The organism is Streptomyces sp. NBC_01255 (assembly GCF_036226445.1).
Classification (GTDB): domain Bacteria; phylum Actinomycetota; class Actinomycetes; order Streptomycetales; family Streptomycetaceae; genus Streptomyces.
Genome location: NZ_CP108474.1, coordinates 2,363,681 through 2,386,586, shown reverse-complemented (window position 1 = coordinate 2,386,586; position 22,906 = coordinate 2,363,681). Strand labels below are relative to the sequence as shown.

The 22,906-nt window shown below is 68.5% G+C and carries 13 protein-coding genes, 1 tRNA gene and 2 rRNA genes; 13 read left to right on the top strand and 3 right to left on the bottom strand.

Features of this window, described 5'->3' with window-relative positions; genetic code table 11:
- Positions 1-112 precede the first annotated feature (112 nt).
- The 3 genes from OG357_RS10315 to OG357_RS10305 all read left to right on the top strand — a co-directional run bounded on the left by OG357_RS10315 (position 113) and on the right by OG357_RS10305 (position 3,514).
- Positions 113-3,233, top strand: a 23S ribosomal RNA gene (locus OG357_RS10315).
- 83 nt (positions 3,234-3,316) lie between these two features.
- A 5S ribosomal RNA gene (gene rrf / locus OG357_RS10310) occupies positions 3,317-3,433 on the top strand.
- Between the two features lie 5 nt (positions 3,434-3,438).
- Positions 3,439-3,514 (top strand) — tRNA-Thr (locus tag OG357_RS10305).
- Positions 3,515-3,612: 98 nt separating this feature from the next.
- Here OG357_RS10305 and OG357_RS10300 read toward each other — a convergent pair.
- Entirely contained in the window at positions 3,613-6,255 is a 2,643-nt protein-coding gene (locus OG357_RS10300) for a SpoIIE family protein phosphatase (RefSeq protein ID WP_329620877.1), read from the bottom strand.
- Between the two features lie 269 nt (positions 6,256-6,524).
- Between OG357_RS10300 and OG357_RS10295 the strand changes: the two genes are divergently transcribed.
- The 10 genes from OG357_RS10295 (at position 6,525) to OG357_RS10250 (ending at position 21,351) form a co-directional block, all read left to right on the top strand.
- The gene (locus tag OG357_RS10295) at positions 6,525-12,002 is read left to right on the top strand and encodes a HAMP domain-containing protein (RefSeq protein ID WP_443066658.1); all 5,478 of its coding nucleotides are present in this window, start codon (positions 6,525-6,527) and stop codon (positions 12,000-12,002) included.
- Between the two features lie 294 nt (positions 12,003-12,296).
- A complete protein-coding gene (locus tag OG357_RS10290) occupies positions 12,297-12,971 on the top strand; it encodes a response regulator (RefSeq protein ID WP_317599720.1) in 675 nt (224 codons plus the stop codon).
- Positions 12,972-13,178: 207 nt separating this feature from the next.
- A complete protein-coding gene (locus tag OG357_RS10285; RefSeq protein WP_329620876.1) occupies positions 13,179-15,995 on the top strand; it encodes a DNA translocase FtsK in 2,817 nt (938 codons plus the stop codon).
- A 258-nt stretch (positions 15,996-16,253) separates the two neighbouring features.
- Positions 16,254-17,078, top strand: coding sequence for a helix-turn-helix domain-containing protein (locus OG357_RS10280; RefSeq protein ID WP_329620875.1), 825 nt, complete (start codon positions 16,254-16,256; stop codon positions 17,076-17,078).
- Between the two features lie 96 nt (positions 17,079-17,174).
- The gene (gene rimO / locus OG357_RS10275) at positions 17,175-18,668 is read left to right on the top strand and encodes a 30S ribosomal protein S12 methylthiotransferase RimO (RefSeq protein ID WP_329620874.1); all 1,494 of its coding nucleotides are present in this window, start codon (positions 17,175-17,177) and stop codon (positions 18,666-18,668) included.
- Positions 18,665-19,339, top strand: a complete 675-nt coding sequence (gene pgsA, locus OG357_RS10270; RefSeq protein WP_329620873.1) for a CDP-diacylglycerol--glycerol-3-phosphate 3-phosphatidyltransferase — start codon at positions 18,665-18,667, stop codon at positions 19,337-19,339. Before rimO ends, pgsA begins: the two co-directional genes overlap by 4 nt.
- Positions 19,336-19,857: a CinA family protein gene (locus OG357_RS10265; protein WP_329620872.1), complete on the top strand. Its 522-nt coding sequence runs from the start codon at positions 19,336-19,338 to the stop codon at positions 19,855-19,857. The genes pgsA and OG357_RS10265 overlap by 4 nt, the downstream gene beginning before the upstream one ends.
- 109 nt (positions 19,858-19,966) lie before the next feature.
- Complete coding sequence (locus OG357_RS10260) at positions 19,967-20,350, top strand: helix-turn-helix domain-containing protein (protein ID WP_056648474.1); 384 nt, start codon at positions 19,967-19,969, stop codon at positions 20,348-20,350.
- Between the two features lie 164 nt (positions 20,351-20,514).
- A complete protein-coding gene (locus OG357_RS10255) occupies positions 20,515-20,985 on the top strand; it encodes a Dps family protein (RefSeq protein WP_317599731.1) in 471 nt (156 codons plus the stop codon).
- A gap of 96 nt (positions 20,986-21,081) precedes the next feature.
- Positions 21,082-21,351, top strand: coding sequence for a hypothetical protein (locus OG357_RS10250; protein WP_329620871.1), 270 nt, complete (start codon positions 21,082-21,084; stop codon positions 21,349-21,351).
- Here OG357_RS10250 and OG357_RS10245 read toward each other — a convergent pair.
- On the bottom strand, positions 21,299-22,063 hold the full coding sequence (locus OG357_RS10245) for an SDR family NAD(P)-dependent oxidoreductase (protein ID WP_329620870.1): 765 nt from the start codon (positions 22,061-22,063) through the stop codon (positions 21,299-21,301). The two genes, OG357_RS10250 and OG357_RS10245, sit on opposite strands and share 53 nt — an antisense overlap.
- A 32-nt stretch (positions 22,064-22,095) precedes the next feature.
- Complete coding sequence (locus OG357_RS10240; RefSeq protein ID WP_329620869.1) at positions 22,096-22,884, bottom strand: Fpg/Nei family DNA glycosylase; 789 nt, start codon at positions 22,882-22,884, stop codon at positions 22,096-22,098.
- Between the last annotated feature and the right edge of the window lie 22 nt (positions 22,885-22,906).

Sequence of the window (22,906 nt, the reverse complement as noted above, 5' to 3'; positions counted from 1 at the left end):
TCATGGTCGTTGCCTTCGTGATGCCGGCCCCAGTGAACTCATCGGCTTGTCCGGTGGGGTGATGGGTGGCTGGTCGTTGTTTGAGAACTACACAGTGGACGCGAGCATCTGTGGCCAAGTTTTTAAGGGCGCACGGTGGATGCCTTGGCACCAGGAACCGATGAAGGACGTGGGAGGCCACGATAGTCCCCGGGGAGCCGTCAACCAGGCTTTGATCCGGGGGTTTCCGAATGGGGAAACCCGGCAGTCGTCATGGGCTGTCACCCATGCCTGAACACATAGGGCATGTGGAGGGAACGAGGGGAAGTGAAACATCTCAGTACCCTCAGGAAGAGAAAACAACCGTGATTCCGGGAGTAGTGGCGAGCGAAACCGGATGAGGCCAAACCGTATGCGTGTGATACCCGGCAGGGGTTGCGCATGCGGGGTTGTGGGATCTCTCTTTCACAGTCTGCCGGCTGTGAGACGAGTCAGAAACCGTTGATGTAGGCGAAGGACATGCGAAAGGTCCGGCGTAGAGGGTAAGACCCCCGTAGCTGAAACATTAACGGCTCGTTTGAGAGACACCCAAGTAGCACGGGGCCCGAGAAATCCCGTGTGAATCTGGCGGGACCACCCGCTAAGCCTAAATATTCCCTGGTGACCGATAGCGGATAGTACCGTGAGGGAATGGTGAAAAGTACCGCGGGAGCGGAGTGAAATAGTACCTGAAACCGTGTGCCTACAAGCCGTGGGAGCGTCGGAAACAAGCTTGCTTGTTTCTCGTGACTGCGTGCCTTTTGAAGAATGAGCCTGCGAGTTTGCGGTGTGTTGCGAGGTTAACCCGTGTGGGGAAGCCGTAGCGAAAGCGAGTCCGAATAGGGCGATTTAGTAGCGCGCTCAAGACCCGAAGCGGAGTGATCTAGCCATGGGCAGGTTGAAGCGGAGGTAAGACTTCGTGGAGGACCGAACCCACCAGGGTTGAAAACCTGGGGGATGACCTGTGGTTAGGGGTGAAAGGCCAATCAAACTCCGTGATAGCTGGTTCTCCCCGAAATGCATTTAGGTGCAGCGTCGTGTGTTTCTTGCCGGAGGTAGAGCACTGGATAGGCGATGGGCCCTACCGGGTTACTGACCTTAGCCAAACTCCGAATGCCGGTAAGTGAGAGCACGGCAGTGAGACTGTGGGGGATAAGCTCCATGGTCGAGAGGGAAACAGCCCAGAGCATCGACTAAGGCCCCTAAGCGTACGCTAAGTGGGAAAGGATGTGGAGTCGCAGAGACAACCAGGAGGTTGGCTTAGAAGCAGCCACCCTTGAAAGAGTGCGTAATAGCTCACTGGTCAAGTGATTCCGCGCCGACAATGTAGCGGGGCTCAAGCGTACCGCCGAAGTCGTGTCATTGCAGCTATAGGGCCAACGCCCGCTGTGATGGGTAGGGGAGCGTCGTGTGCCGGGTGAAGCAGCAGCGGAAGCTAGTTGTGGACGGTTCACGAGTGAGAATGCAGGCATGAGTAGCGATACACACGTGAGAAACGTGTGCGCCGATTGACTAAGGGTTCCTGGGTCAAGCTGATCTGCCCAGGGTAAGTCGGGACCTAAGGCGAGGCCGACAGGCGTAGTCGATGGACAACCGGTTGATATTCCGGTACCCGCTTTGAAACGCCCAATATCGAGCCCATTAATGCTAAGGCCGTGAAGCCGTTCCGGACCCTTCGGGGAAAGGAAAGTGGTGGAGCCGTCGACCCAAGGTGGTAGTAGGTAAGCGATGGGGTGACGCAGGAAGGTAGTCCAGCCCGGGCGGTGGTAGTCCCGGGGTAAGGGTGTAGGGCGTGTGATAGGCAAATCCGTCACACATTAAGCCTGAGACCTGATGCCGAGCCGATTGTGGTGAAGTGGATGATCCTATGCTGTCGAGAAAAGCCTCTAGCGAGTTTCATGGCGGCCCGTACCCTAAACCGACTCAGGTAGTCAGGTAGAGAATACCGAGGCGTTCGGGTGAACTATGGTTAAGGAACTCGGCAAAATGCCCCCGTAACTTCGGGAGAAGGGGGGCCATCACTGGTGATCGGATTTACTCCGTGAGCTGGGGGTGGCCGCAGAGACCAGCGAGAAGCGACTGTTTACTAAAAACACAGGTCCGTGCGAAGCCGTAAGGCGATGTATACGGACTGACGCCTGCCCGGTGCTGGAACGTTAAGGGGACCGGTTAGTCACATTTCGGTGTGGCGAAGCTGAGAACTTAAGCGCCAGTAAACGGCGGTGGTAACTATAACCATCCTAAGGTAGCGAAATTCCTTGTCGGGTAAGTTCCGACCTGCACGAATGGCGTAACGACTTCTCGACTGTCTCAACCATAGGCCCGGTGAAATTGCACTACGAGTAAAGATGCTCGTTTCGCGCAGCAGGACGAAAAGACCCCGGGACCTTTACTACAGTTTGATATTGGTGTTCGGTTCGGCTTGTGTAGGATAGGTGGGAGACTTTGAAGCCGTGACGCCAGTCATGGTGGAGTCGCCGTTGAAATACCACTCTGGTCGTGCTGGATGTCTAACCTCGGTCCGTGATCCGGATCAGGGACAGTGTCTGATGGGTAGTTTAACTGGGGCGGTTGCCTCCCAAAGGGTAACGGAGGCGCCCAAAGGTTCCCTCAGCCTGGTTGGCAATCAGGTGTTGAGTGTAAGTGCACAAGGGAGCTTGACTGTGAGACCGACGGGTCGAGCAGGGACGAAAGTCGGGACTAGTGATCCGGCGGTGGCTTGTGGAAGCGCCGTCGCTCAACGGATAAAAGGTACCCCGGGGATAACAGGCTGATCTTCCCCAAGAGTCCATATCGACGGGATGGTTTGGCACCTCGATGTCGGCTCGTCGCATCCTGGGGCTGGAGTCGGTCCCAAGGGTTGGGCTGTTCGCCCATTAAAGCGGTACGCGAGCTGGGTTTAGAACGTCGTGAGACAGTTCGGTCTCTATCCGCTGTGCGCGTAGGAATATTGAGAAGGGCTGTCCCTAGTACGAGAGGACCGGGACGGACGAACCTCTGGTGTGCCAGTTGTCCTGCCAAGGGCATGGCTGGTTGGCTACGTTCGGGAGGGATAACCGCTGAAAGCATCTAAGCGGGAAGCCTGCTTCAAGATGAGTATTCCCACCTCCTTGAGAGGGTAAGGCTCCCAGTAGACCACTGGGTTGATAGGCCGGATGTGGAAGCCCAGTAATGGGTGGAGCTGACCGGTACTAATAGGCCGAGGGCTTGTCCTCAGTTGCTCGCGTCCACTGTGTTAGTTCTGAAGTAACGAACACGCCCCCTTTGGGTGGTGCGGCGGTTCATATCTTCATAGAGTTTCGGTGGTCATAGCGTTAGGGAAACGCCCGGTTACATTCCGAACCCGGAAGCTAAGCCTTTCAGCGCCGATGGTACTGCAGGGGGGACCCTGTGGGAGAGTAGGACGCCGCCGAACAACCCGCCCTTTTAGCTCAGTCGGTAGAGCGTCTCCATGGTAAGGAGAAGGTCAACGGTTCGATTCCGTTAAAGGGCTCCAAAAAGAGAAAGGCCCCGCCATTGGCGGGGCCTTTTTTGCGTTGTCGTGGCGGGGCGGGCAGGGGAAGGCGGCCCCTTTCTGGGGCCGCCCTTGGTGGATCAGCTGGGTTCCGGCTCTCGAAGGCGCATCGCGAGGATGGCCATGTCGTCGGAGGCGGGGGCCTGGGCGAAGCGTTCGACCGCGCGGAGGACTCGGGAGGCGACCGCGCCGGCCGTCAGGCCCGTACACGTCTTGAGGACCTCGGCGAGGCCGTCGTCGCCCAGCATGCGGGTGCCTTCGCGGCGCTCGGTCACTCCGTCCGTGACGCAGAGGAGGACGTCGCCCGGGTCGAGCGTGATGGTCTCCTCGTACAGTTCGAGGTCTTCCATCACGCCGAGGAGGGGCTGAGGTTCGGCGGCGGGGCTCACCGTGCCGTCCTGGCGGAGGCGCAGGGGCAGGGGGTGGCCGGCGCAGACGACCTTCAGGATCGCGGAGCCGTCCGGCTGCGGGTGCATCTCGCCGTAGAGCAGGGTGAGGAAGCGGCTGCGGGCGCCCTCGTCGAGGATCGCGGCGTTGAGCCGCTCCAGGACGGCCGGGCCACCGAAGCCCTCGCGGGCCAGGAGACGCAGAGCGTGGCGGGCCAGGCCGGTGACGGCCGCGGCCTCCGGTCCCGTACCGCAGACGTCGCCGATGGCGAAACCGTACGCGCCGTCGCGGATCGGGAAGAGGTCGTAGAAGTCGCCGCCGACCTCGTTGCCCTCGCCGGCCGCGCGGTAGATGACGTCTACCTCGACGCCGGGGATCACCGGGAGGCCGGGCGGGAGGAGGCTGCGCTGGAGGGACTGGCTGATCGCCACGCGCTCCGAGTACAGGCGGGCGTTGTCCAGGGCCAGGGCAGCCCGGCGAGAGAGGTCCTCGGCGAGCTCCAGGATCTCCTGGCGGAAGTGGTCCTCGGAGGGCCGACCCAGGGTCAGCATGCCGATGACCCGGTTACGGGCGACCAGGGGCAGGACGACCGTCTCGCCCGCGACCGCGGTCGCGGTGGCCAGGGTGGTGTCGATGCCGGAGGAGAGCGGGCTCGTGGGGTGGTCGAGGGCGCGGACCGAGGCGGTGAGCGCCGCTCGGTGCGCGGCGTCGCCGGGGGCCGTCCAGACCCGGGCGCCGGGCGTCGGCACCGGGTCGGGCGGGGCGATCGAGGACAACAGGTCCTTGAGGCCGTCGATGCGGTCCTCGTCCTCGTGGAGCACGTACGAGAGGTACGGGTCGGAGGCCTGGTCGGCGATCGTGTAGACCGCGCACCAGGTGGCGAGGGTCGGGACCGTCATCTGGGCCATCAGGGCCAGCGTCTGGTCGCGGTCCAAGGTGCCGGCGAGGAGGTCGGAGGCCTCGACGAGGAAGCTCAGGGAGCCGCGGCGGAGGCGTTCCAGCTCGCCGAGGCGGGCCGACTCGACGGCGAGGGCGATGCGGTCGGCGGCGAACTGGAGGCGGAGGGCCTCCTCGTTGGAGTAGCGGTTCGCGGACTCAGCGGCCACGCCCAGGGAACCGGTGAGCCGGCCCTCGACCTTGAGCGGGACGGTGACCACCGAGCGCATGCCGGTGCCTTCGAGGAGGGGGACGGCGCCGGGGACCGCGGCCAGGTCCTCGTGGACCGCGGGCATCCGGGCGGAGCCGTAGCGGCTCGCGCCGGTCTCGACCGGGACGCGGGCGAAGCGCTGGCGGGCCGCCGGGAGGCCGGTGGTCGCCCGTACCTCGAGTTCGGTCTCGTCGTCCGTGGCGAGGAGGAGGAAGGCGGCGTCGCCGTCGAGCATGTCGCGGGCGCGCTCGACCGTGCGCTGGAGGAGGCCGTCGAGGTCGTCGGGGGCCGGGGAGCCGATGAAGACCTCGAAGGGGTCCGCCGTGCGGTTCTCGCCCGGTTCCGCGGCGGGGCGCTGCGGGGTCTGGAGGACGGCCCGCTCGTGCTCCCGTACGAGGAGACAGACGGTGGAGGGCTCGCCCTGGGAGTCGCGGACCCGGAGGTGCGAGGCGTAGACGGGGATGACGCGGCCGTCGGCGCAGCGGATGCCGTAGCTGCCCTCCCAGCGGGAGAGGCGGAGGGCCTCGGCGAGGCCGGTGCCGATGCCGGGGGTGTGCGGCCAGGCGGCGAGGTCGCCGAGGGGCTTGCCGGTGACCTGGTCGGCGTCGTAGCCGAAGAGCTCCTGGGCGTCCTCGTTCCATGCGGTGACCGCTCCGCCGCGGTCGATCTGGGCGACGGCGACGCGGACGCGGCTTTCGGCGGCCGGGAGGAGCGCGTCGGGGAGGACGGGGCCCGCGGAGCGGGTGCCCACCGGGCGCTGGGGGAGGTCGAGGTGGAACCAGACATGCTTGCGAGTGGGGGAGTAGTCGACGCCCCAGCGGTGCGCGAGGGCGGCGCAGAGCAGCAGTCCCCGGCCGTTCTCGCGGTCCGGGCTGCCCAGCGTGCGGCCGCTCTGGACGGGGATCTCGCGCTCGGGATAGCGGTCGGAGACCTCGACGCGGATGCTGTCCTCGGAACGGAGGCAGAGGACCTCGGCGGAAGTGCCGGCGTGGATGACGGCGTTGGTGACGAGCTCGCTGGTCAGGACGACGGCGTCGTCGACGAGCTCGGAGTGGCCCCAGCCCTGGAGGGTGTCCCTCACGAACGCGCGGGCGGCCGCGACGGACCGCCCGACGGGCTCGAAGCTGGCAGTCGCCCGCGCGGTGATCACAGCACTCCTCGTACGCGTTTCGACGCCCGGCTCTGCCATGCTCGGTATGCCCCTCCCACTGCCCGGTGGTCGTGTGCGCACCAGACCGCCCCCGCCGGGCGGACCGGGGTGGTTGGACAGCCGGATGCCAGGTTACTTACCTTCGCTGTCCGCGCGGATGCCGGTCGCCGCAGTTTCCGTCCCACGGGGGTGGGGACCTTGTGCGAAGCTGCCGAACTGTTATCGCCTGGTTCGGTCGCGGTGAAACACTGGGCAGGCTATCGGCGAGAGCCGGAAGCGTACGGTCGACCCCTTTCGGGAGGGACACGGTGGAGTCTGGCACGGCGGCGCGACGTGGCGGCAGTGGTGCGCGCGCGAGGGGCGGGCGTTCCCGTGGGGGGACGGTGCAGGTGGACGCGGCGGCGCTGGAGCGGTTGCTGGCCGCGCTGGTGTCGATGCGGGACGGGAACTTCCGTAAACGGCTGACGGTCTCCGGTGACGGGGTCATGGCGGAGATCTCCGCCGTGTTCAACGAGGTCGCGGACCGCCAGATGCACGTGACGGGCGAGCTGTCGCGGGTGCGGCGGGTCGTGGGGCGTGAGGGCAAGCTGTCCGAGCGGCTTGAGGCGGGGCCCACCGAGGGGGCGTGGGCGGCGGCGATCGAGGCCGCGAACGCGCTGGTCGACGATCTCGCCCGGCCCGTGTCCGAGGTGGGACGGGTCCTCTCGGCGGTGGCCGAGGGCGATCTCGACCAGCGGATGGACCTGCGTTCGGAGGGTTCCGACGGGGCCGTACGGCCGCTGCGCGGGGAGTTCCTGAAGGTCGCGCGTACCGCGAACAACCTCGTCGACCAGTTGTCGGTGTTCGCCTCCGAGGTGACGAGGGTCGCCGTCGAGGTGGGTACGGACGGCAAGCTGGGCGGGCAGGCTCAGGTGCGTGGGGTGTCCGGTTCGTGGAAGGACCTCACGGACTCGGTCAACACGATGGCGAACCGGCTGACGGCCCAGGTGCGGGACATCGCGCTCGTGACGACGGCGGTGGCGGACGGTGATCTGTCGCAGAAGGTCACGGCGAACGTCGCCGGCGAGATGCTGGAGCTGAAGAACACCGTCAACCGGATGGTGGACCAGCTGTCGTCGTTCTCCTCCGAGGTCACGCGGGTGGCGCGTGAGGTGGGTACGGAGGGCGAGCTCGGCGGTCAGGCCGAGGTGGCCGGGGTCGCCGGTGTATGGAAGGACCTCACTGATTCCGTCAACACGATGGCGGGAAATCTCACCAATCAGGTGAGAGGGATCGCCGAGGTGACGACGGCGGTCGCCAACGGCGATCTGTCGCAGAAGGTGCGGGTCTCCGCACGCGGTGAGATCGCGCAACTCGCGGACACGATCAACCAGATGACCGAGACGCTGCGGACGTTCGCCGACGAGGTGACCCGGGTGTCGGGCGAGGTCGGCGCGCAGGGTCTGCTCGGTGGTCAGGCGCAGGTGCCGGGTGCGGCGGGGACGTGGAAGGACCTGACCGACTCGGTCAACACCGTCTTCCGGAACATCACCACGCAGGTGCGGGACATCGCGCAGGTGACGACGGCCGTGGCCAACGGTGACCTGTCGCAGAAGGTCACGGTCGACGTGGCCGGCGAGATGCTGGAGCTGAAGAACACCGTCAACACCATGGTGGACCAGCTGTCGGCCTTCGGTTCCGAGGTGACCCGGGTGGCCCGGGAGGTCGGCGTCGAGGGTCTGCTCGGTGGTCAGGCCGAGGTGCCGGGTGCGGCGGGGACGTGGAAGGACCTGACCGACTCGGTCAACACCGCTTTCCGGAACCTGACCGGTCAGGTGCGGGACATCGCGCAGGTGACGACGGCGGTCGCCAATGGTGACCTGTCGCAGAAGGTCACGGTCGACGTGGCCGGCGAGATGCTGGAGCTGAAGAACACCGTCAACACCATGGTGTCGCAGCTGTCGTCCTTCGCTGACCAGGTGACGCGGATGGCGCGGGACGTGGGCACCGAGGGGCGGCTCGGCGGACAGGCGCGGGTGGACGGTGTCTCCGGCCGCTGGCGCGAGCTCACCGACTCCGTGAACTTCATGGCCGGCAACCTGACGTCGCAGGTGCGGCAGATCGCGCAGGTGACGACCGCCGTGGCCCGCGGTGATCTGTCGCAGAAGATCGACGTGGACGCCCGGGGCGAGATCCTGGAGCTGAAGAACACCATCAACACGATGGTCGACCAGCTCTCCGCCTTCGCCGACCAGGTGACCCGGGTGGCCCGTGAGGTGGGGACCGACGGCCGGCTCGGCGGGCAGGCGCAGGTGCCGGGCGTGGCCGGGGTGTGGCGGGATCTGACGGATTCCGTGAACGGCATGGCCGGGAACCTGACGACCCAGGTCCGTAACATCGCGCAGGTCGCCACGGCGGTCGCCCGGGGTGATCTGTCGCAGAAGATCGACGTGGACGCTCGCGGCGAGATCCTGGAGCTGAAGAACACCCTCAACACGATGGTGGACCAGCTCTCGAACTTCGCGGAGCAGGTGACCCGGGTGGCCCGTGAGGTGGGCACCGAGGGGATCCTGGGTGGTCAGGCCGAGGTGCAGGGGGTCTCCGGCACCTGGAAAGACCTCACCCAGTCGGTGAACTTCATGGCGAACAACCTGACCATTCAGGTGCGCAACATCGCCGAGGTCACGACGGCGGTCGCCATGGGCGACCTCTCCAAGAAGATCACAGTCGACGCCCGGGGCGAGATCCTGGAGCTGGTCACGACCGTCAACACGATGGTCGACCAGCTGTCGAACTTCGCGGACGAGGTCACGCGCGTGGCCCGTGAGGTGGGTACGGAGGGCATCCTCGGCGGCCAGGCGCGGGTGCGCGGGGTCACCGGTACCTGGAAGGACCTGAGCGACAACGTCAACCTGATGGCCAACAACCTGACGAGTCAGGTGCGGAACATCTCCCGGGTCTCGGCGGCCGTCGCCAACGGCGATCTGACGAAGAAGGTGACGGTCGAGGCGCGGGGCGAGGTCGCCGAGCTCGCCGAGACCGTCAACACCATGGTGACGACCCTGTCGTCCTTCGCCGACGAGGTCACACGGGTGGCCCGTGAGGTGGGCACCGAGGGCGAACTGGGCGGTCAGGCGCGGGTGCCGGGTGTCTCCGGCACGTGGAAGGACCTGACCGAGTCGGTGAACTCGATGGCCGACAACCTCACCGGTCAGGTGCGGCAGATCGCCGCCGTCACCACCGCCATCGCGAAGGGCGACCTCACCAAGAAGATCGACATCGACGCGCGCGGTGAGATCCAGGAGCTGAAGAACACCATCAACACGATGGTGGACCAGCTGTCGAACTTCGCCGAGGAGGTCACGCGGGTGGCCCGTGAGGTGGGCACCGACGGGCAGCTCGGCGGCCAGGCCCGCGTCCGGGACGTGGAGGGCACCTGGAGCGACCTCACCGAGTCCGTGAACGAGATGGCCGGGAACCTCACCCGGCAGGTGCGGGCCATCGCGGCCGTCGCCACCGCGGTGACCCGCGGCGACCTGAACGTCAAGATCGACGGTGTGGACGCGGCCGGCGAGATCCAGGCGCTCCAGGACAACATCAACACGATGATCGCCAACCTGCGCGACACCACCCTCGCCAACGACGAGCAGGACTGGCTCAAGAGCAACCTGGCCCGGATCTCCGGCCTCATGCAGGGCCGGCGGGACCTGGACGACGTCGCCTCGCTCATCATGAGCGAGCTGACGCCGGTGGTCTCGGCCCAGCACGGCGCCTTCTTCGTGGCCATGCCCACGGGCTCCGCCCACAGCGACGCCGAACTCGTCGGTGAGGGCGATGGCGCGTACGAGCTGCGGATGCGCGGGAGTTACGGATACTCCACCGGTTCCATGCCGACCTCGTTCCGGCCGGGGGAGACGCTCATCGGGACGGCCGCCGAGGAGAAGCGGACCATCCAGGTCAACGTGCCGCCGGGCTATCTGAAGATCTCCTCGGGGCTCGGGGAGGCCTCGCCCGCGCATGTGATCGTGCTGCCGGTGCTCTTCGAGGGGAAGGTCCTCGGGGTGATCGAGCTGGCCTCGTTCCAGCCGTTCGCGCAGATCCAGCGGGACTTCCTCAACCAGATCGCCGAGCTGATCGCGACCACCGTCAACACCATCAGCGTCAACACCAAGACGGAGGTGCTGCTCCAGCAGTCGCAGGAGCTCACCGAGCAGCTCAAGGAGCGCTCGGCCGAGCTGGAGCACCGGCAGAAGGAGCTCCAGGGCTCCAACCTGGAGCTGGAGGAGAAGGCCGAGCTGCTCGCCCGGCAGAACCGCGACATCGAGGTGAAGAACACCGAGATCGAGGAGGCGCGGCAGGTCCTGGAGGAGCGGGCCGAACAGCTCGCCGTCTCCATGCGCTACAAGTCCGAGTTCCTCGCCAACATGTCGCACGAACTGCGTACGCCGCTCAACTCGCTGCTGATCCTTGCCAAGTTGCTCGCGGACAACGCCGAGACCAACCTGACGCCGAAGCAGGTCGAGTTCGCGGAGACCATCCACGGCGCCGGTTCGGACCTGCTCCAGCTGATCAACGACATCCTCGACCTGTCCAAGGTCGAGGCGGGCAAGATGGACGTCTCGCCGACGCGGATCGCGCTCGTCCAGCTCGTCGACTACGTGGAGGCGACCTTCCGGCCGCTCACGGCGGAGAAGGGGCTCGACTTCTCGGTGCGGGTCTCGCCCGAGCTGCCGGCCACGCTCCACACCGACGAGCAGCGGCTGCTCCAGGTGCTGCGCAACCTCCTGTCCAACGCGGTGAAGTTCACCGACTCCGGCGCGGTGGAGCTGGTGATCCGGCCGGCCAACGCGGACGTGCCGCAGTCGATCCGCGAGCAGCTTCTGGAGGCCGGTTCGCTGCGCGATCCGGAGGCCGATCTGATCGCGTTCTCGGTCACGGACACCGGGATCGGGATCGCCGCGAGCAAGATGCGGGTCATCTTCGAGGCGTTCAAGCAGGCCGACGGCACGACCAGCCGGAAGTACGGCGGTACGGGTCTGGGGCTCTCGATCAGCCGGGAGATCGCGCGGCTGCTCGGCGGCGAGATCTTCGCGGCGAGCGAGCCGGGCCGCGGTTCGACGTTCACGCTCTATCTGCCGCTGAGCCCGACGGAGCTGCCGTCGCACGGGTACGGGCAGGGGGCGTCGGACGCCGATGACGCGCAGCACGGGGTGGACGAGGGGGCGGCCGGGGGCGTGCACACGTTCCCGCACTTCCCGCCGCCGCCCGTACGGACCGAGGCGCGGTCGGGGGCCGGGGCGCTGTTCCGGCACCGGCGGAAGGCCGCGGCGGAGGCGACCGGGGCGCGGACCGCGGTACCGGGCCAGTTCGGTCAGCAGGGCGCCGCGGACCGGGCGGAGCCGGAGGTCGAGCCGAGGCGTACGTTCAACTTCTCGGGCGAGAAGGTGCTCATCGTCGACGACGACATCCGTAACGTCTTCGCGCTCACGAGCGTCCTGGAGCAGCACGGGCTCGCGGTGCTGTACGCGGAGAACGGGCGCGAGGGCATCGAAGTCCTGGAGCAGCACGACGACGTGACGGTCGTGCTGATGGACATCATGATGCCGGAGATGGACGGGTACGCGACGACGACCGCGATCCGGCGGATGCCGCAGTTCGCGGGGCTGCCGATCATCGCTCTGACGGCGAAGGCCATGAAGGGCGACCGGGAGAAGGCGATCGAGTCGGGTGCCTCGGACTATGTGACGAAGCCGGTCGACCCCGACCACCTGCTGTCCGTCATGGAGCAGTGGATGCGAGGGGAGTGACTCCGGGCCGGGGGCCCGCGGGGAACTCCGCGCGGGCCCCCGGGCTCCGCTGACGGGCTGTCGCCACGGGGGTGTGAGAGGGCGGGATACGGGGAACCTTCTGGTCTCCCACCGCGTTTCTGCTACGTGCACAGTGACATCGCGGTGACAGGGTGTGGCGACGGGCGGGGTGCGGCTACGATGACCGGCACAAGGACGGACGGCGCTAGGGAGTCGTCTTCTGGGGCGGCGCCCGGTGCTTCCCCCGGTTACGGGAGCCGGGGAGAGCCGTTGCCGGGACGAGGAGGACGGGGCATGGTGCAGAAGGCCAAGATCCTCCTGGTCGATGACCGGCCGGAGAATCTGCTGGCGCTGGAGGCCATTCTCTCCGCGCTCGATCAGACGCTGGTGCGGGCATCGTCCGGGGAGGAAGCGCTCAAGGCGCTGCTGACGGACGACTTCGCGGTCATCCTGCTGGACGTGCAGATGCCGGGTATGGACGGCTTCGAGACGGCCGCGCACATCAAGCGGCGTGAGCGGACCCGGGACATCCCGATCATCTTTCTCACCGCCATCAACCACGGCCCCCACCACACCTTCCGCGGGTACGCGGCCGGGGCGGTCGACTACATCTCGAAGCCGTTCGACCCGTGGGTGCTGCGCGCCAAGGTCTCCGTCTTCGTCGAGCTCTACATGAAGAACTGCAAGCTGCGCGAGCAGGCAGCTCTGCTGCGGCTGCAGTTGGAGGGCAGCGGCGAGGGCGGTCACGGCAAGGAGTCCGCCGGACTGCTCGCCGAGCTCTCCGCTCGCCTCGCCGCCGTCGAGGAGCAGGCGGAGGCGCTGTCGAAGCAGCTCGACGACGACTCCGCTGACGCGGCGGCGGTCGCCACCGCCGCCCATCTGGAGCGCAAGCTCACCGGGCTGCGGCGCGCGCTGGACGCACTGGAGCCGGGTACGGGCGCCACGCCCACGCTGCCCGCCCAGACCTGACGCATCCGGCCCAGGCCTGACGTGACCCCGCTCAGGCCTGATGGCGCCCGCCCAGGTCTGAAGGTCCGTCACTCGGGGTGGTGTGCCGTGACTCGACGTCAGTTCCGCGCCCCGGTGCGGTTGACACGATCGAGTGAGGCGGACACCCGTCCGCCTACCGGCGGGTGAGAGCGGACAGCCCGTCCCCTCACCGGTAACCTCAGCATCATGGCTTCACGTACGTCCGGCAAGGGTTCCCAGGGCACGGCGGGCGCCGCAAAGCCGCGCGCCGGCCGGACGACGGCCGCCGCGAAGAAAGCGGCGCCCCTGAAGTCGCCCGCCAAGCCACCCGCGAAACCCGCCGCCAAGAAGGCGACGGCCAAGAAGGCCGCGCCCGCCAAGCGCGCGCCCGCCCGGAAGACCGCCGCGAAGAGGGCCGCGCCCCGCCCGGCACCGTCCCCCACGGGGGGCGTCTACCGGCTCGCCCGGGGAGTCTGGCTGGGCCTGGCCCACGCGGTGGGAGCGATGTTCCGGGGGATAGGGCGTGGCGCCAAGGGCCTCGACCCGGCCCACCGCAAGGACGGGCTCGCGCTGCTGCTGCTGGGCGTCGCGCTGATCGTCGCCGCGGGCACCTGGTCGAATCTGAGGGGTCCGGTCGGCGACCTCGTCGAGATGCTGGTGACCGGGGCCTTCGGCCGGCTCGACCTGCTCGTACCGCTGCTCCTCGGAGTCGTCGGCGTGCGGCTGATCCTCTATCCGGAGAAGCCCGAGGCCAACGGCCGGATCAGCATCGGGCTCTCCGCCCTCGTCATCGGCGTCCTCGGCCAGGTCCACATCGCCTGCGGCTCACCGGGCCGCGGCGACGGGACCGAGGCCATGCAGGACGCCGGCGGGCTCATCGGCTGGGCCGCTTCCCAGCCCCTCGTCTTCATGATGGGCGAGGTCCTCGCCGTACCGATGCTGGTACTGCTCACGCTCTTCGGCCTGCTCGTCGTCACCGCCACCCCGGTCAACGCCATCCCGCAGCGACTGCGCGCCCTCGGCGCCCGGCTCGGCATCGTCGAGCCCGCCGACGACCCGGCGGAGGCCGAGGGGTACGAGCGGCACGAGGGGTACGACGAGGAGTGGCGCGAGGCCGCTCCCCGGGCCGCCCGCCCCGCCCGGCGCCGGGCGGCCGGCCCGGCGGAGCCGTACGACGTGGACCGGGCCGAGGCCGAGCTCCTGGAGCGGCGTGCCGGCCGTGCCCCGCGCAGCTCCGCGCCCGAGGCCTTCGACCACGGCCTGGATCCGGTGGACATCGCCGCGGCCGCGGCCGCGGCCCTCGACGGCGCCGTGCTCAACGGCATGCCGCCCTCCCCGATCGTCGCCGACCTGACCAGGGACGTCACCGCCGAGCGCGACGCCGCCCTGGCCGCGGCCGCGGAGGCCTCAGGGCCCGTGGCCCCGGCCGCGCCCGTACCGCCGGCGCGCGGTGGCGCGCGGGCCGGTGGGGGCGTACCCGACCTGACGAAGCCCGCGCCCGAGCCGACGGAACTGCCGCCGCGGGCCGAGCAGCTCCAGCTCTCCGGTGACATCACGTACTCGCTGCCGTCGATGGACCTGCTGGAGCGCGGCGGGCCCGGCAAGACGCGGAGCGCCGCGAACGACCTCGTCGTGGAGTCGCTCTCCAACGTCTTCACCGAGTTCAAGGTCGACGCGGCCGTCACCGGCTTCACCCGCGGTCCGACGGTCACGCGGTACGAGGTCGAGCTCGGCCCCGCCGTGAAGGTCGAGAAGATCACGGCCCTGACGAAGAACATCGCGTACGCCGTGGCCTCGCCGGACGTCCGGATCATCTCGCCGATTCCCGGCAAGTCCGCCGTCGGCATCGAGATCCCGAACAGCGACCGCGAGATGGTCAACCTCGGGGACGTGCTGCGGCTCGCGGACGCGGCGGGCGACGACCATCCGATGCTGGTCGCGCTCGGCAAGGACGTCGAGGGCGGCTATGTGATGGCCAACCTCGCGAAGATGCCGCACGTCCTGGTCGCCGGTGCCACCGGCTCCGGCAAGTCCTCCTGCATCAACTGCCTCATCACCTCGGTGATGATAAGAGCGACCCCCGAGGACGTCCGGATGGTGCTCGTCGACCCCAAGCGGGTCGAGCTCACCGCCTACGAGGGCATCCCGCACCTGATCACCCCGATCATCACCAACCCGAAGCGGGCCGCCGAGGCCCTGCAGTGGGTGGTGAAGGAGATGGACCTCCGCTACGACGACCTGGCCGCCTTCGGTTACCGGCACATCGACGACTTCAACCAGGCCATCCGGGACGGGAAGATCAAGCTGCCCGAGGGCAGCCAGCGCGAGCTCAACCCCTACCCGTACCTCCTGGTGATCGTCGACGAGCTCGCCGACCTGATGATGGTCGCGCCGAGGGACGTCGAGGACTCGATCGTCCGCATCACCCAGTTGGCCCGCGCCGCCGGCATCCATCTCGTCCTCGCCACCCAGCGGCCGTCCGTGGACGTCGTCACCGGCCTCATCAAGGCGAACGTGCCTTCGCGGCTCGCCTTCGCCACCTCCTCGCTCGCCGACAGCCGGGTCATCCTGGACCAGCCCGGTGCCGAGAAGCTGATCGGCAAGGGCGATGGACTGTTCCTGCCGATGGGTGCGAACAAGCCGGTCCGTATGCAGGGCGCCTTCGTCACCGAGGACGAGGTCGCGGCCATCGTGCAGCACTGCAAGGACCAGATGACGCCCGTCTTCCGGGAGGACGTCACCGTCGGCACCAAGCAGCGGAAGGAGATCGACGAGGACATCGGCGACGACCTCGACCTGCTGTGCCAGGCCGCCGAACTGGTCGTCTCGACGCAGTTCGGCTCCACGTCGATGCTCCAGCGCAAGCTGCGTGTGGGCTTCGCGAAGGCCGGCCGGCTGATGGACCTGATGGAGTCGCGGAACATCGTCGGACCGAGCGAGGGCTCCAAGGCGCGTGACGTGCTGGTGAAGCCCGACGAGTTGGACGCGGTGCTCGCCGTGATCCGGGGCGAGTCGGGGGAGTAGCGGCGGGGGGACCGGGTACCCGATCGGCGTCGGCGTGGCCGGTCCTGGCCGGCGTACCCGATCGAGACCGGGCCGAGACTCACTCGTAAGGGAACGGGGGCAACCGTTTCCCCTGGCCGTACGTCAAGTTGGACGGTGGGACAGATGGATGTCCCAGCCTCATGGCGTACAAACAGCACCCGCCCGGTTGCCCCACCCTTTCGTACCACCCATAGACTGAACGTCCAGCAGGTGGCTACACGCTCGAAAGGCGCTCACGTGTCCATCGGCAACTCCCCCGAAGACGACCGGACGTTCCCGGCAGACGACCGGGACTCGATCGGTCGCGCTCTCCAGCAGGCCCGAATCGCCGCCGGTCTCACCGTCGAAGAGGTCAGTGCCTCCACCCGTGTCCGGATCCCGATCGTGCACGCGATCGAGGAGGACGACTTCTCGCGCTGCGGCGGCGACGTCTACGCCCGCGGGCACATCCGTACCCTCGCGCGCGCCGTCGGTCTCGATCCGGCCGATCTGATCGAGCAGTACGACGCCGCCCATGGCGGTCGTCCCGCGCCCACCCCCGCCGCCCCGCTCTTCGAGGCGGAACGTATCCGCCCCGAGCCGCGGCGGCCCAACTGGACCGCCGCGATGGTCGCGGCGATCGTCGCCGTCGTCGGCTTCGTCGGCTTCACGATGTTCGACGGGAACGAGGCCCCCAAGGGCACCGTGACCGCCGAGGGCGGTCCGGCCCCCGCGCCGGAGAAGGCGACCGCCGCCGCCAAGCCGAAGCCGGTCAAGCCCGCCCCGAAGCCCAGTGAGAGCGCGATCGCCGCGGTCCCGCAGGACAAGGTCACGGTCAAGCTCACCGCCGTCGACGGCAAGAGCTGGATCTCGGCCAAGGCCAAGGACGGGAAGCTGCTCTTCGACGGCCTTCTCCTGGAGGGCGAGTCCAAGACCTTCCAGGACGACGAGCGCGTCGACCTGGTCCTCGGCAACGCCGGCGCCATCGAGCTCTACGTCAACGGCAAGAAGGTCGAAGAGAAGTTCGAATCCGGTCAGGTCGAGCGGCTCACCTACACCAAGGGCGACCCCGAGGCCGGATGATCCACCCGGGGCCGTCTGACCCCGTGATGTGACCTCTGTCGCGCAGGTGAACCCTGCGCGACGGGGGAACGGCCGGGACGAAGTAGTCTTGAGCTCATGCCCGAACGCCGTACCGTCGCCCTTGTCACTCTTGGCTGCGCCCGTAACGAGGTGGACTCGGAGGAGCTCGCAGGCCGCTTGGCAGCGGACGGCTGGGAGCTCGTCGAGAACGCCGAGGAAGCGGACGTCGCCGTCGTCAACACTTGCGGATTCGTCGAAGCCGCCAAGAAGGACTCCGTCGACGCCCTCCTCGAAGCCAATGATCTGAAGGATCACGGCAAGACCCAGGCCGTCGTCGCCGTCGGCTGCATGGCCGAGCGGTACGGCAAGGAGCTCGCCGAAGCCCTCCCGGAGGCCGACGGCGTCCTGGGCTTCGACGACTACGCCGACATCTCCAACCGCCTCCAGACCATCCTCAACGGTGGCAGTGTCGAGGCCCACACCCCGCGTGACCGGCGCAAGCTGCTGCCGCTGTCGCCCGTGGAGCGCCAGGAGGCCGCCGCGGCCGTGGCACTGCCGGGACACGGCGACACCGCCGAGATGCCCGTCGACGCGCCGGCCGACCTTCCCGAGGGGCTCGCGCCCGCCTCCGGGCCCCGTGCCCCGCTCCGCCGCCGGCTGGACACCAGCCCCGTGGCCTCGGTGAAGCTCGCCTCCGGCTGCGACCGCCGCTGCTCCTTCTGCGCCATCCCGTCCTTCCGGGGCTCCTTCGTCTCGCGCCGTCCCTCGGACGTGCTGAACGAGACGCGCTGGCTCGCCGAGCAGGGGGTGAAGGAGGTCATGCTGGTCTCCGAGAACAACACCTCGTACGGCAAGGACCTCGGCGACATCCGGCTCCTGGAGAGCCTGCTGCCCGAGCTGGCCTCGGTCGACGGCATCGAGCGCGTCCGGGTCAGCTACCTCCAGCCCGCCGAGATGCGCCCCGGTCTGATCGACGTCCTCACCTCGACCGAGAAGATCGCGCCCTACTTCGACCTGTCCTTCCAGCACAGCGCCCCGGACGTGCTGCGGGCCATGCGCCGCTTCGGCGACACCGACCGCTTCCTGGAGCTCCTGGAGACCATCCGGTCCAAGGCCCCGACGGCCGGTGCCCGCTCCAACTTCATCGTCGGCTTCCCCGGCGAGACCGAGGCGGACTTCGCCGAGCTGGAACGCTTCGTCACCCACGCGCGGCTCGACGCCGTCGGCGTCTTCGGCTACTCCGACGAGGACGGCACCGAGGCCGCCACGTACGACCACAAGCTCGACCAGGACGTCGTCGACGAGCGGCTCGCCCACCTCTCCCGGCTCGCCGAGGAGCTCACCGCCCAGCGCGCGGAGGAGCGGATCGGAGAGACCCTGGAAGTACTCGTCGAGTCCGTCGACGAGGAGGACGGCTGGATCGGCCGCGCCGCCCACCAGGCGCCCGAGACCGACGGTCAGGTGGTCCTCACCACGGCCGACGGTACGAGCCCCGACCTGGCTCCGGGCCGTATGGTCAGGGCGAAGGTCGTCGGCACGGAGGGCGTCGACCTGGTGGCCGAGTGTCTTTTCGAGGAGGCAGCCAGATGACCGGAGTCCCGGCATCCGCGACGGGCGGGACCGGTAGGCCGGCGCCCCGCGGAAAGCTGGGCACTGCGGCCGTCAACCAGGCCAGCCTGTGGAACATCGCCAACATCCTCACCATGATCCGGCTCGTGCTCGTGCCGGCCTTCGTGGTGCTCCTGTTCCAGGACGGCGGTCACGACCCCGCCTGGCGCGCCTGGGCGTGGGCGGCGTTCGCCGTGGCCATGATCACGGACGTCTTCGACGGGCACCTGGCCCGTACGTACAACCTCGTCACCGACTTCGGGAAGATCGCCGACCCGATCGCCGACAAGGCGATCATGGCTGGCGGGCTCATCAGCCTCTCCTTGCTGGGTGACCTGCCCTGGTGGGTGACCGGGGTCATCCTGGCCCGCGAGCTGGGGATCACCCTGATGCGGTTCTGGGTGATCCGGCACGGGGTCATCCCGGCGAGCCGCGGCGGCAAGATGAAGACGCTCGCGCAGGGCACGGCGGTCGGCATGTACGTGCTCATGCTCACCGGTCCGCTGGCCACCCTGCGCTTCTGGGTGATGGCGGTGGCCGTCGTGCTGACGGTCGTCACCGGTCTGGACTACGTGCGGCAGGCGATCGTCCTGCGCCGCGAGGGCCTCGCGGAGGAGCGGGCGGCCGCGCGGTCGGAGGCGGCGACGCGATGACCGAGGCCGCCCGGGTGCTGGCGCTGCTCGCGGAGCGTGGTCACACGCTGGCCGCCGCGGAGTCGCTCACGGGTGGTCTGGTGGCCGCCGAGCTCACCGGTGTGGCAGGGGCCTCGAAGTCCTTCCGGGGCTCGGTCACGGCCTACGCCACGGTCCTCAAGCAGGAGCTCCTGGGGGTCGACAGGGCCCTCCTCGCGGAGCGCGGCGCGGTGGATCCGGAGGTCGCGCTGCAGATGGCGGCCGGTGTCCGGGCCCGGCTCGGCGCCGACTGGGGAATCTCCACGACGGGGGTCGCGGGGCCCGAACCCCAGGACGGGCAGGCCGTCGGAACCGTTTACGTGGCGGTCGCGGGACCGGCCGCGACGGGCGCCCGCGCCGGGAAAGTGGTCTCGTTGAGGTTGAACGGTGACCGCGCGGACATCCGTAGAGAGAGCGTACGGAGCGTGCTGGAACTGCTCCATGAGGAACTCTCGGGAAATGCGCGGGCACAGGATACGGAACACAACGGGGGGAATTGATGTTTGCAGCCCTGAGTGAACACGACATCGCTCCCCGCACGGCCGCGGCGCGAGGCGGTACGGTGGTGCGTGAAGGATGCGGCTACGCGGTCCGAGGAGGGAGCCACCGATGATTCTGCTCCGTCGCCTGTTGGGTGACGTGCTGCGTCGGCAGCGCCAGCGCCAAGGCCGTACTCTGCGCGAAGTCTCCTCGTCCGCCCGAGTCTCGCTCGGCTATCTCTCCGAGGTGGAGCGGGGGCAGAAGGAGGCATCCTCCGAGCTGCTCTCCGCGATCTGCGACGCGCTGGACGTACGGATGTCCGAGCTCATGCGTGAAGTGAGCGACGAGCTGTCACTGGCCGAACTGGCCGAGTCGGCAGCGGCGAGCGAACCGGTGCCGACGCCGGTACGCCCGATGCTCAACTCGGTGTCGGTGACGTCGGTGGCCGGTGTGTCCACCGGGCGGGTGACCATCAAGGCGCCCGCGGAAGCGGTGGATGTCGTCGCTGCCTGAGTCGACCTGAGTATCAGTGGGCGAAAGCCCCGCGTGGTGCCCTGTGGGGTGCCGGGCGGGGCTTTCGTCGTTTTTGTCGACCTTTCATGGTGATTTGTTTGAGATGCCGGGTTCGGGTGGTGCGTGCCATGGTGGGGGGACGTACGACTGGTTGGAGATCCCGCATGTCTGTCGTGAAGAGCCCGCTGTCCGAGGCCGACCTCAAGGCGGTCGGCACCGCGCTCCAGGGGGCGCTGGTCGATCTGGTCGACCTCGCCCTGGTCGCCAAGCAGGTGCACTGGAACGTCGTCGGGCCGCGATTCCGCTCCGTCCATCTGCAGCTCGACGAGGTGGTGGACACCGCTCGGCTGCACTCCGACACCGTGGCGGAGCGCGCCTCCGCGCTCGGCGTCAACCCGGACGGGCGGTCGGCGACCGTGGCCTCCTCCAGTGCGATCGGGTCGGTCCCGGAGGGGTGGATCAAGGATGTGGAGGCGGTCCGGATCCTGGTGGCCGCGCTCGGGGCCGTCATCACCCGGATGCGGGAACGGATCGATGTGACCGGTGATCCCGACCCGATCAGCCAGGACATCCTGATCGGACTGACGGGAGACCTCGAGAAGCACGCATGGATGTTCCAAGCGGAGAGTGTGTAGGGCGTGGCGATACGTGCGGTGTGCGCCGGGTTTGCCTCCGGTGCGCCCTCCCGCTGGGTGATCCTGCCGGTCTAGCGTCGACCCCAGGAGGCGGCCATGGTACGGCGACGTGTTCCGCCGCCGGCGACGCTCGCGCTGGTCGCGGTCGGGCTGGTGGCCGGGGGGCTCTGGTGGTGGGCGGTGCTGCGCCTGCTCCTTGTGCCCGGGGGCGCCGGGATCATCGAGGGGGCGGTGGCCGCGGGCGGCTGGGGGCTGAGCCTGTTGCCGGTGCATGTGGCTGCCTCGGTGCGGAGGCAGGCCGGTGGTGTGGCCGTCACCAGGGCATCGCGACGCCGCCATTGGGGCGCAGGATCTGGCCCGTCGTGAACGACGAGGCGTCGGAGGCGAGATGGAGGACCGCGTGTGCGATGTCCTCCGCCTCGCCGACCCGGCGGAGCGGTGAGTGACGGACCATCGCGGCCTCGGCCTGCTCCTGGGCCGCCGGCTCGTGGCGGTCCGTCATGGGGGTGCGGATCCAGCCCGGGGCGACCGCGTTGACCCGGATGCCGTGCGGGCCCACCTCCACCGCCAGGGTCTTCGTGAGCTGGACGACCGCCGCCTTGGTGACGCTGTAACAGAGCAGGCCCGGGCTCGCGGTGTCCATCGCGCCCGAGGCCATCGTGACGATCGAGCCGGCGGTGCCGGAGGCGATCATCGAGCGGGCCGCTTCCTGGCAGGCGTACAGGACTCCCTTGAAGTTCACGGCGAGGACGCGGTCGAGGTCCTCGTCGCGGGTCTCCAGGACGGTGCTCGTGTGCATGATCCCGGCGACGGCCGCCATGACGTGGAGGGGGCCCGCGGAGCGGACGGCGGCGGCGAGGGCGGTCCGGTCGGTGACGTCCAGCTCGTGCGTGTGCGCGGTTCCTCCCTCGGTGGTGACGAGGGCCGCTGTCTCCTTGAGTCCGTGCTCGTCGCGGTCCGCGCAGTGCACGGCCGCGCCCGCCTGGGCGAGGAGCAGGGCGGTGGCGCGTCCGATGCCGCTCGCGGCGCCGGTGACGAACGCGGAGCGGCCGGTGAGGTCGTACGCCGAGAGGGTCATGTCCGGACCGTACGACTGGATCTGACGGATCGTCAATTGGTGGGGCCCTGTTGGCAGCCCGGGCACCAGTACGTGATCCGGTCGCCGAGTTCCGCCTTCCGGATCCAAGTGCCGCAGCGCAGACAGGGCTGTCCCTCGCGGCCGTAGACGTGGAGCGGGGTGCCTGGGCGGCGCGTGGTGGTGGTGCGCCGGTCGGGGCGGTTCTTGTTCGCCTCCAGGAGGCGGTGGGCGGTGGCCACCAGGCGGGCCGGGACGTCCGGGCCGAGAGCGCCGACCGGGAGCCACGGGGTGACGGCTGCCAGGAAGGCGAGCTCCGACTTGTACACGTTGCCGATGCCGGCCAGGTTGCGCTGGTCGAGCAGCGCCTCGCCGAGCGGACGGTCCGGGGCGGCGAGGAGACGTCGTACGGCCTCTTCCGCGTCCCAGTCCGGCCCCAGGAGGTCCGGGCCGAGATGGCCGACCGCGTGGGCCTCCTCTGCGGTGCGGATCAGTTCCAGGACGGGGAGCCGGTAGCCGTACGCCGTGGACTCGGCGTTCCCGAGGATCGCCCGGATCTGGTGCTCGGGGCCGCCGTGCGGGCGCTCCCCGGTGGCGTACACCCGCCAGGCGCCGTCCATCCGCAGGTGGGAGTGGAGCGTGAGCCCGCCCTCGATCCGGGCGAGCAGATGCTTGCCGCGCGGGCTGACGTCGAGGAGCGTGCGGCCGGTGAGGTCGACGGTCGCGAACCGGGGCACGCGAAGGTCCGAGCGGGTCAGGACCCGCCCGGCCAGCGCGGTGTGCAGGCGGTGGGCCACCTGCCAGACGGTGTCTCCTTCGGGCACCGTTCCATGATGCCGGGTCGTG

Coding starts and splice junctions, on each gene's coding strand:
- pgsA (WP_329620873.1), top strand. CDS start 18,665: ATGACCGGAGTCCCGGCATCCGCGACGGGCGGGACCGGTAGGCCGGCG.
- OG357_RS10290 (WP_317599720.1), top strand. CDS start 12,297: ATGGTGCAGAAGGCCAAGATCCTCCTGGTCGATGACCGGCCGGAGAAT.
- OG357_RS10265 (WP_329620872.1), top strand. CDS start 19,336: ATGACCGAGGCCGCCCGGGTGCTGGCGCTGCTCGCGGAGCGTGGTCAC.
- OG357_RS10245 (WP_329620870.1), bottom strand. CDS start 22,063: ATGACCCTCTCGGCGTACGACCTCACCGGCCGCTCCGCGTTCGTCACC.
- rimO (WP_329620874.1), top strand. CDS start 17,175: ATGCCCGAACGCCGTACCGTCGCCCTTGTCACTCTTGGCTGCGCCCGT.
- OG357_RS10300 (WP_329620877.1), bottom strand. CDS start 6,255: ATGGCAGAGCCGGGCGTCGAAACGCGTACGAGGAGTGCTGTGATCACC.
- OG357_RS10250 (WP_329620871.1), top strand. CDS start 21,082: ATGGTACGGCGACGTGTTCCGCCGCCGGCGACGCTCGCGCTGGTCGCG.
- OG357_RS10285 (WP_329620876.1), top strand. CDS start 13,179: ATGGCTTCACGTACGTCCGGCAAGGGTTCCCAGGGCACGGCGGGCGCC.
- OG357_RS10255 (WP_317599731.1), top strand. CDS start 20,515: ATGTCTGTCGTGAAGAGCCCGCTGTCCGAGGCCGACCTCAAGGCGGTC.
- OG357_RS10260 (WP_056648474.1), top strand. CDS start 19,967: ATGATTCTGCTCCGTCGCCTGTTGGGTGACGTGCTGCGTCGGCAGCGC.